This is a genomic window from Micromonospora sp. SD12, from assembly GCF_052068495.1.
Classification (GTDB): Bacteria; Actinomycetota; Actinomycetes; order Mycobacteriales; family Micromonosporaceae; genus Micromonospora; species Micromonospora echinofusca.
This window is the reverse complement of record NZ_JBQHDF010000034.1, coordinates 1-10,988: the sequence shown is the minus strand read 5'-3', so window position 1 is coordinate 10,988 and position 10,988 is coordinate 1. Positions and strand designations below refer to the sequence as shown.

Below are 10,988 nucleotides of genomic sequence, written 5' to 3'. Positions count from 1 at the left end.
CTCATCGACGGCCTCGGCCTCGAACCCGGCCGCAGCCTCCAAGAACTCCAACACCGCATCCTCGAACACGACACCAAAATCCAGATCCCCGTACTCGTGAGCTGAGACGTCACCGCACCAATGGCCGTCGTCCCGGCAGTTACCCGGGGGTGGACGGGCTGGGGGCACCATGGGCGCGCGGGCGGTCCCTCCCGCCCGGCGCACCGGATGCCGACAGCGATTCCTTCCCAGCGATCACAGCGAGGACGACATGGCGAACAAGTGCCCGGTGCACGGGCATCGGAAGCTGATGGACGACGACTACTTCGCGAACCCGTACGCGGCGTACGAGCGCTACGCGACACTGCACGAGCGGGGCACCGTCCACCGGACATGCCTCGACGACCACGGTCAGGTGTGGCTGGTCACCGGCCACGCGGAGGTCTACGCGGCGCTGCGCGACAAGCGCCTGGCGCGTCCCCGCGAGTACTCCAACGGCGACTTCACCAGCGAGCGCTTCCCGGAGGGCTCGGCGACCGGCACCATCGTCACCCTCGACCCGCCGGAGCACACGCGGCTCAAGAAGATGATCAACTTCACCTTCCTGCCCCGCAACCTGGAGACCTTCCGCCCCCGCGTGCACGAGCTGGTCGCGGCCCGGCTGGACGCCATCGAGGCGGCGGGCGGGGGCGACCTCGTCGGCGACTACGCGGCCATCCTGCCGATCACGATCGTCTGCGACGTGCTCGGCATCCCCGACGAGTACCGCAAGAACCTCAAGGAGATGGCGGACCTCGCCTTCGGCAGCGACGACGAGACCAACGCCCAGGTCCGCTCGACCATGTCGAAGATCATGAACGAGATCCGGCAACAGAAGACGGCGGAGCCCGGCGACGACCTCTTCTCGTACTGGATCCACGCCAAGAACGCCGACGGGGAGCCGGAGCTCGACGCCTACCAGGTGATGGCCCTGGCCCTGCTGACGATGCTGGGCGGCTACGACACCACCTCGGGGATGATCAGCCGGGGCGCGCTGGCGCTGCTCGACGACCCGGACACTCTGGAGCGGCTGCGCAAGGACCCGGACCTGTTCGACGAGGCCGTCGAGGAGTTGCTGCGCCGCAACGGCTCGGTGCACCACGGCTTCCGCCGCTTCGCAACCGAGGACATGGAGATCGACGGTACGAAGATCGGCAAGGGCGACACGGTGCTGCTGCACCTGACCGCCGCCGGCAACGACCCGAAGCGGTTCCCCGATCCGCGGGTGCTCGACATCGACCGTGCCGACAAGGCGCACGTGGCGTTCGGCGGCGGCCCGCACTTCTGCTCCGGCTCGGAGCTGGCCCGCATGGAGGTCACCATCGCCCTCCGGGAGCTGTTCACCCGCTTTCCGAACATCAAGCTGGCCGTGCCCCCGGAGTCGCTGAAGGTGCGGCACTCGCCGCTGGTGCCTGCCCTGGTGTCCCTTCCGGTCACGGTCTGAGCGCATCCCCACCCCCGGCCCGCAACCCCACTGCTATCCGACAAGAGGTTGTTGAACGATGCCGCGTACCGATCTGCTCCGCCCCCTGCCCGAGTTGCTCCGGACCGCTGCCGCCAGGTCCGGCGACCGGATCGCGTACGCCGACTCACGGCGTGGCGTGACCCACGGGGAGTTGGCGGCGCGGACGGCGCGGCTCGCCGGACACCTCGCCGACCTCGGCGTGTGGCCGGCGGACCGGGTCGTCGTGCTGCTGGACGGCGTCACGGCGGTGGAGGGCGTGCTCGCCGTCGTCCGCGCCGGCGGGATCGCCGTGCCGCTGGACCCGGCGCTCGACGACGCCGAGCTGGCCCGGCTGGTGGCCGACTCGGGCGCCGACACCGTGATCACCGACGCCGCGAACGCGGTCCGGGTGCGGGTGCCGAACCTCGTCGTCGACGGCGAATACGACGGCGAGGCGCACTCGTTCGAGGAACTGGCGACGACCGAGCCGTCGTCGCCGGCCCGCGACGACACCGGCCTCGACGACCTGGCGCTGCTCACCTACACGGCGGGGACGACCGGCCCCCGCAAGGGGGCGCTCGCCACCACCCGCAACGTGCTGTGGCCCGCCGCGGCGGCGCAGCTGGCCGGGCTCGGCGGCGCCGAGGACGACCGCGTGCTGTGGGCGCTGCCCGTGCACGCCTGGCTCGGGCAGCTCGTCGCCGCCGCGGCGGCGGGGGCGACGGTACGGCTCGCCGGCGGCCTGTCCCCCGAGCAGACGCGTGCCGCGCTCGCCGCGCTGGACGGCACCGTGCTGGTGGGCACCGGCGCGACGCACCGCGCCCTGGCGGGCGCGCCGGTGCCGGAGGCGGCGGCGGTACGGCTCGGTCTGGCCGTCGGCCCCGTGGACCCGGCGCTGCGCCGGGAGTTCGAGGCCGCGTTCTCGGCGCCGCTGCTCGCCGGCTACGTGACCACCGAGACGTCCGGCCTGATCGCGGTGAGCTGGCCGGACGGCGACGCGGAGCGGCGCTGCCTGCCCCTGCCGGGCCTGAGCGTCCGGGTGGTCGACCCCCGCTCGGGCGCCGATCTCAGCCCCGGTCAGGAGGGTGAGGTCTGGGTCAGCGGCCCGAACGTGATGGCCGGCGGTTACCACGAACTCGCCGCCCGGACGGCCGAGGCGATGAGTGGCGGCTGGTACCGCACGGGCGACCTGGCCCGCCGCGACGACTCCGGGCACCTCACGGTCACCGGCCGGCTGGCCGACGCGGTCGAGGTCGGCGGCGAGCGGGTACGGCTGGACCGGATCGACGCGGTGCTGCGGGGCGTGGCCGGGGTGGCCGACGCGGCGGCCCTCGCCGGGCCGGACGGTCCGGTCGCGTTCGTCGTCGGGTCCGACGTGGACGCCGCCGGCCTGCTGGCGCGGTGCCGCGCGGAGCTTCCCGTGGCGGCCGTGCCGGTCGAGACGTACCTGGTGCGGGAGATCCCGCGCACCGCCCTCGGCAGCCCCGCCCGCCACCGCCTCCCCGAGCTGCCCGCCCGCCTGATCGGCGTGGGAGCGTCGCTGCCCGACCGGCTGCACGCGCTGCGCTGGGAGCCGGCACCGGAGCCGCTCTCCGAGTCGGGCGAGGGTCGGCCCGCCTGGTCGGTCGTGGGCCCGCCCGAGCTGACCGCCGACCTCACCGACGACGACCTCACCGTCGACAGCTACCCCGACCACGCCGCGCTGTCCGAGCTGCTCGCGCGGGTGCTCGACGAGGACCACCCGGCGGACTCGCGCCTGGTCGTACTGACCCGGGGCGCCCTGCACGGCGACGACGCGGCGGCCCCCGGGCAGGCCGCCGCCTGGGCGCTCGCGCGGGCCCACCAGCTCCGCCGTCCCGGCCGGCTCGTGCTCCTCGACGCCGACCGGGTCGGTGCCGAGGAGCTGCGCGCGGCCGTGGCCTGCGGCGAGGACGTGCTGGCCGTACGCGAGGGCGAACTGCTCGTGCCCCGGTACGCGGCCGTCCCCGCCCTGCCCGGCGGCGCACCGCAGCAGGGCACGGTCGTGCTCGTCGCCCGGTCGTACGACGCGGCGCTCGCCCGCCACCTCGTGGCGGCCCACGACGTACGCGAACTGGTCCTGGTGGGGCCGGACGACGTGCCGGCCGGCGCCCCGGCGGAGCTGGCGGCGTTCGGCGCCGGGGTCTGCGTGCACCCGGGCGTGCCGTTCGACCCGGAGACGCTGGCGGCCGTGCTCGGCGACCGGCCGGTCACCACCCTCGCGGCGGTGGACCTCACGGTCGACGAGACGCTGGCGCTGCACACCGCGACGCTCGGGCGCGCCCCGACCGGCCTCGTGCTGCTCACCGACGGCCGCGACGTCGCCGCCACCGTCGCCGCCGACGCGCTGGTGCGGCACCGGCACGCGCTCGGCCTGCCCGGCGTCTCCGTGGCGTGGAGCGCGCCGGGGTTCGCCCGGCCCCCCGCGGCACGGCGCAACGCCCTCCTCGACGCTGCGCTGGCCGCGGGCGAGCCCTGCGTGGTTGCCGCACGCCCCGTGCTGGCCGCCGAGGGCGGCGCCGACGGCGCCCACAGCGCCCTGGTCGAACGGCTGCTGGCGACCCCGGCGGACGACCGGCTCGGCCTGCTGCGCGACGTCGTAAGGACCGCGACCGGCGAGGTCCTGCGGGACCACGCGCCCGCGACGATCGAGGGCGAGACGCCGTTCCGCCAGCTCGGCTACGACTCGCTCACCGCCGTGCAGCTGCGCAACCGGCTCTGTGCGACGACCGGTCTCACGCTGCCGGCGAGCCTGGTCTTCGACTACCCGACGCCGGACATCCTCGCCAGCCACCTGCTCGACGCCCTGGGGCTGGGCACGGTCGAGGCGGAGCCGAGCGCCGTGGCGGCGTACGACGAGAGCGAACCGATCGCGATCGTCGGCATGGCCTGCCGCTACCCGGGCGGCATCACCTCCCCGGACGACCTGTGGCGGGTGGTCGAGAGCGGCACGGACGTCGTCGGCGACTTCCCCACCAACCGCGGCTGGGACCTCGCCGCGCTGTTCGCCGGTGACGGGCCGGGCACGTGCAGCGCGACCGCCGGCGGCTTCCTGCACGACGCGGACGAGTTCGACGCGGAGTTCTTCGGCATCAGCCCCCGCGAGGCGCTGGCCATGGACCCGCAGCAGCGGGTGCTGATGGAGACCGCGTGGGAGGCGCTGGAGCACGCCGGCATCCCGCCGACCTCGCTGCGGGGCAGCGACACCGCCGTCTTCACGGGCCTGCACGTGCAGGACTACGGCCGGGCCGGGCACAGCGAGGACGACGGCGTCGACGGCTTCCTCATCACCGGCACCCACGGCAGCGTCGCGTCCGGCCGGATCGCGTACGCCCTGGGCCTGGAGGGCCAGGCGATGACCGTCGACACCGCCTGCTCGGCGTCGCTGGTCGCCCTGCACCTGGCCGTACGCGCGCTGCGCGCGGGCGAGTGCGCGATGGCCCTGGCGGGCGGGGTGACCGTGATGTCCGGCACGGACACCTTCACCGAGTTCTCCCGGCAGAACGGCCTCTCCCCCGACGGGCGGTGCAAGGCGTTCTCCGACGACGCCGACGGCACCGGCTGGGGCGAGGGCGCCGGCGTACTGGTGGTGGAGCGGCTGTCCGAGGCACGGCGCAACGGCCACCCGGTGCTGGCGGTGATCCGTGGGTCGGCCGTGAACCAGGACGGCGCCTCCAACGGCCTCACCGCCCCCAACGGGCCCTCGCAGCAGCGGGTCATCCGCGCCGCGCTCGCCAACGCGGGCCTGACGGCCGACCAGGTGGACGCCGTCGAGGCGCACGGCACCGGCACCGCCCTGGGCGACCCCATCGAGGCCCAGGCGGTCCTCGCCACCTACGGGCAGGACCGCGAACAGCCCCTCCTGCTGGGCTCGCTCAAGTCCAACATCGGCCACACGCAGGCCGCCGCCGGCGTCGGCGGTGTGATCAAGATGGTCCTCGCCCTGCGCAACGGCCTGCTGCCACGCACCCTGCACGTCTCGGAGCCGAGCCGCAAGGTGGACTGGTCGGCCGGGGCGGTGGCGCTGCTGACCGAGCCCGTCGCGTGGCCCGCCGGCGACCGTCCGCGCCGGGCCGCCGTCTCGTCGTTCGGGATGAGCGGGACGAACGCGCACGTGATCATCGAGGAGCCGCCCGCCGCCGACGCCCCGGCCGCCGACGCCCCGGCCGCAGCGCCGCCGGTGGTGCCGTGGCTGCTGTCGGCGCGCTCCGAGCAGGCGGTACGGGAGCAGGCCCGCCGGCTGCACGACCACCTGGCCGACCGGCCCGGGCTGTCGATCACCGACGTGGCTCGGTCCCTCGTCACCACCCGGGTGGCCTTCGGCCACCGGGCCGCGGTCACCGGCGCCACCCGGCAGGACCTCCTCGACTCCCTCGCGGCCCTCGCGGCCGGTCAGGGCACCGCCGACGTGTTCACCGGCACCGCCCGCCCCGGCGGGCTGGCGTTCCTGTTCACCGGGACGGGCGCCCAGTACCTCGGGATGGGCACCGAACTCGCCGCCGCGTACCCCGTCTTCGCCGCCGCCTTCGACGAGGCCTGCGCCGAGCTGGACCGGCACCTGGACCGGCCGGTACGCGAGATCATCCGCAGCGACGACCTGCACCGGTTCGCGTACACGCAACCCGCCCTGTTCGCCTTCGAGGTCGCCCTGCACCGGCTCGTCGAGTCGTGGGGCATCCGCCCCGACTTCGTGGCGGGGCACTCCCTCGGCGAGCTCTCCGCCGCGTACGTCGCCGGCGTCTGGTCACTGGCCGACGCCGCGAAGCTCGTCGCCGCCCGCGCCACCCTGATGGCGGCCCTGCCGCTGGGCGGCGCGATGGTCGCCGTGCAGGCCACCGAGGAGCAGGTCACCCCGTACCTCGGCGAGCAGGTCGGCATCGCCGCCATCAACACCCCCACCGACCTGGTCATCTCCGGCGACGAGGCCGCGACCCTCGCCGCCGCCGAGCAGCTCGCCGCGCAGGGCCACAAGACCAAGCGGCTGCCGATCCCGCTGGGCGCCCACTCGCATCTGATGGACCCGATGCTCGACGCCTACCGCGCCGTCGCCGCGTCCATCACCCACCACGAACCCCGCATCGGGCTGATCTCCACGGTCGACGGGCAGCCGCTGCGCTCCACGCCCGAGCACTGGGTCACCCAGGTCCGCCGGGCCGTACGCTTCCACGACGCCGTCACCGCCCTCGGCACCACCGGCCGCGTCGAGACCTTCCTCGAGATCGGCCCCGACACCGTCCTCGCCACCACCACCGGCGACGCCACCGGCATCGCCACCATGCGGCGGGGGCAGCCCGAGACGCACAGCCTCGCCCGGGCCGTCGGTCACCTCTTCACCGTCGGGACCGGCCTCGACGCCGACGCCTACTTCCCCGGCGCCCGCGAGGTTCCGCTGCCGACGTACCCGTTCCAGCGCAGGTCGTACTGGCTGCGGCCCACGGCCGGGAGCGACGTGGGCGCGGCCGGCCTCACCGCGGCGCGCCACCCGCTGCTCGGCGCGGTGCTGGGCGTCGTCGACACCGACCGGCTCGTGCTCACCGGGCGGCTCTCCCTGCGCGAGCAGCCCTGGCTGGTCGACCATGCCGTCCTCGACACGGTCCTGCTGCCCGGCACCGCGTTCCTGGAGCTGGCGGCGCACGCCGCCGAGCACACCGGCAGCACCACGATCGAGGAACTCACCCTCCAGGCCCCGCTGACGCTGACCGAGGAGCAGCGGGTCAACATCCAGGTGTGGGTCGGCCGACCCGACGAGCAGGGCCGCCGCGAGTTCGGCGTGTACTCCCAGCCGGCCGGGAACACGCCGGGCGCGGAGTGGACGTGCCACGCCTCGGGCACGCTGGCCGACGCACCCGCGCCGGCCCCGGTCGTCCACGAGTGGCCGCCACCCGGCGCGGAGCCCGTCGACGTCGGCGACTTCTACGGCTGGCTGCTGGCGCGCGGCTTCTGCTACGGCCCCGCCTTCCAGGGCGTCCAGGAGGTGTGGCGGCACGGCGACGAACTGTTCGCCCGGGCCACGCTGCGCGCCGAGGACGAGCCGGCCGCCGTGCGCTTCGGCGTACACCCGGCGCTGCTCGACGCCGCCATGCACCCGCTCGTGCTGCACGTCGACGGCGGCGGGGGCCCGGCGGGCCGGGCCTGGCTGCCCTTCTCCTGGCGCGGGGTGCGGGTGCACCGCCGGGGGGCCTCGACGCTGCGGGTCCGGCTGACCCCGGCCGGCGAGAACACCCTGCGGGTGAGCACCACCGACGACGAGGGCAACCCGGTGCTGAGCGCCGACGCGGTCGCGGTCCGGCCGGTCGCGACGGACGGCCTGACCGGCGCGAGCGGCCCCACCGCCGCGCTGTACCGCACGGACTGGGTGCCCGTGGCCGCCCCGAGCGGCGCCGGCACGCCCGACGTCGAGGTGTTCCGGGTCGAGGCGGGCGACACCGCCGAGGCCGTACGGCAGTCCCTGCACGACACGCTGGCGACGCTTCAGCGGGCCGCGGCCGGCACCGGGCGGCTGGCCGTGGTCACCCGCGGTGGCGACCTCGCGGGCGCGGCGGCGTGGGGGCTGGTCCGCTCCGCCCAGACCGAGCACCCGGACCGCTTCGTGCTCGTCGAGACCGACGGCACCGACAAGTCGGAGCGTGCCCTCGCCGCCGCGATCGCCGCCGGGGAGCCGCAGCTCGCCGTCCGCGACGGGGCGCTGACCGTGCCGCGGCTCGCGCGGCACGCCTCCGCCACCGCCGAGCGCCGGCTGTTCGACCCGGCCGGCACGGTCCTGATCACCGGTGGCACCGGTACGCTCGGCGCCGCGCTCGCCCGCCACCTGGTCACCCGGCACGGCGCGGCGCACCTGCTCCTCGCCTCCCGCCGGGGCCCGGACGCCCCGGGCGCCGCCGCGTTGGCCGAGGAGCTGGCCGCCCTGGGCGCCACCGCCGACGTCGTCGCCTGCGACACCGCCGACCGCGAGGCGCTGGCGGCGCTGCTCGCCGGGCTCTCCCGGCCGCTGGTGGGGGTGGTCCACACCGCGGGCGTACTCGACGACGGCATCCTGGAGTCGCTCACACCCGAACGCCTGGACGCCGTCCTGCGGCCCAAGGTCGACGCCGCGCTCAACCTGCACGAGCTGGCGGGCGACGTGGAGCTGTTCGTGCTCTACTCCTCCGTCGCGAGCGTCATCGGCACCGCCGGGCAGGCCAACTACGCGGCGGCGAACGCGTTCCTCGACGCCCTGGCCGCCCGCCGGCGGGCCGGGGGCCGGGCCGCCACCTCGCTGTCCTGGGGCCTGTGGGCCGAGGAGAGCGCGATGACCAGCCAGCTCGGCGAGACCGACCTGGCCCGCATCGCGCGCGGCGGTCTCCTGCCGCACAGCGTCGAGGAGGGGCTCGCGCTGTTCGACGCCGCGTGCCGCTCCGATGAGGCGCACCTGGTGCCCGTCACCATCGACGTCGCCGCGGTACGCGCCGCGCCGGACGCCGCGCCGCCGCTGCACGGCCTGGCCAGGGTGCCGCGCCGGCGGCAGGCCGCGACCCGGCCGGGCGCCTCCGCGCTGGCCCGCGAGCTGGCCGGGCGCAGCGAACAGGAGCAGCGCGGGCTGCTGCTCGACATCGTGCGTACGCAGGTCGCGACCGTGCTCGCCCAGCCGGACGTGGACGCCGTCTCCGTGGCCGAACCGTTCCGCCAGCTCGGCTTCGACTCGCTGATGGCCGTCGAGTTGCGCAACCGGCTCAACACCGCGACGGGGCTGCGCCTGCCCGCGACGCTGACCTTCGACTACCCCACCCCGGAGGCCCTCGTCGAGTACCTGCGGGGCGAGCTGGGCGACCGGGAGGAGGAGCGGGCGCCCGTCGTGGCGGCGGTCGCCGCCCGGCCGAGCGACGAGCCCATCGCGATCGTCGGCATGGCCTGCCGCTACCCCGGCGGCGTCAGCTCGCCGGACGAGCTGTGGCAGCTGCTCATCGACGGCGGGGAGGGCATCAGCGGCTTCCCGACCGACCGTGGCTGGCAGTTGGACACGCTGTTCGACCCCGACCCGGACACCCCCGGCACCAGCTACGTCGACCAGGGCGGGTTCCTGCTCGACGCGGCCGGTTTCGACGCGGAGTTCTTCGGCATCAGCCCCCGCGAGGCGCTGGCGATGGACCCGCAGCAGCGGGTGTTCCTGGAGACCTGCTCGGCGGCGCTGGAGAACGCCGGCCTGCGGCCGGACGCGCTGCGCGGCTCACCCACCGGCGTGTTCACCGGCCTCATGACGCACGACTACGCCGCCGGGGCGAGCGCCGTGCCCGACGGTGTCGAAGGGTTCCTGGGCACCGGAACCGCGGGCAGTGTCGCCTCGGGCCGGGTGGCGTACACGTTCGGGCTGGAGGGGCCGGCGGTCACCGTCGACACCGCCTGCTCGTCGTCGCTGGTCGCGCTGCACCTCGCCGTACAGGCGCTGCGCTCCGGCGAGTGCTCCCTCGCGCTGACCGGCGGCGTGACCGTCATGTCCACGCCCAGCCTGTACGTCGAGTTCTCCAAGCAGCGGGGCCTCGCCCGCGACGGCCGGTGCAAGTCGTTCGCCGCCGCCGCCGACGGCACCGGCTGGGCGGAGGGTGTCGGCGTACTGGTGGTCGAGCGGCTGTCCGACGCCCGCCGCAACGGGCACCGGGTCCTCGCCCTCGTCCGCGGCTCGGCCGTCAACCAGGACGGCGCCTCCAACGGCCTCACCGCCCCGAACGGGCCCTCGCAGCAGCGGGTCATCCGGTCGGCGCTGGCCAACGCCGGGCTGTCGGCGAACCAGGTGGACGCCATCGAGGCGCACGGCACCGGCACCGCCCTGGGCGACCCCATCGAGGCCCAGGCCATCCTCGCCACCTACGGCCAGGACCGCGAACAGCCGCTCCTGCTCGGCTCGCTCAAGTCCAACATCGGCCACGCCCAGGCCGCCGCCGGCGTCGGCGGGGTCATCAAGATGGTCCTCGCCCTGCGGCACGGGCTGCTGCCGCGCACCCTGCACGTCGACGAGCCGTCGCCGAAGGTGGACTGGTCGGCGGGCTCCGTCGCGCTGCTGACCGAGCCGGCCGAGTGGCAGCGCAACGGCCACCCGCGCCGCGCGGGGGTCTCCTCGTTCGGCGTCAGCGGCACGAACGCGCACGTGATCATCGAGGAGCCCCCCGCCGAAGCCGAACCGGACGGCGCCGACGCCGGTACGCCGCCGCCGGCCCTGCCGTGGCTGCTGTCCGCCCGCTCGGAGCAGGCCCTGCGGGAGCAGGCCCGCCGCCTGCACGACCACCTCGCGGCCCGCCCCGAACTGCCGGACGCCGACGTCGCCCGTTCCCTGGCCGCCCGGGTCCGGTTCCCGCAGCGGGCCGCCGTCGTCGGTACCGACCGGCGGGAACTCCTCGACGGCCTCGCCGCGCTGGCCGCCGGCCGGGAGGCCGCCAACCTGGTCACCGGCACCGCCGGGGCCGGCAGGTTGGCGTTCCTGTTCACCGGGCAGGGCGCACAACGACTCGGCATGGGCACCGAACTCGCCGCCGCGTAC

2 protein-coding genes are annotated in these 10,988 nt (G+C 75.5%); both read left to right on the top strand.

Annotation, left to right across the window (positions count from 1 at the left end; translation table 11 throughout):
- Positions 1–250: 250 nt before the first annotated feature.
- Positions 251–1,462 (top strand): cytochrome P450, encoded by a 1,212-nt coding sequence (locus ACTMS2_RS29105; RefSeq protein WP_441178242.1) that lies wholly within the window; start codon positions 251–253, stop codon positions 1,460–1,462.
- 58 nt (positions 1,463–1,520) lie between these two features.
- The coding region (locus tag ACTMS2_RS29100; RefSeq protein WP_441178241.1) for an SDR family NAD(P)-dependent oxidoreductase at positions 1,521–10,988 on the top strand (9,468 nt) is incomplete at its 3' end.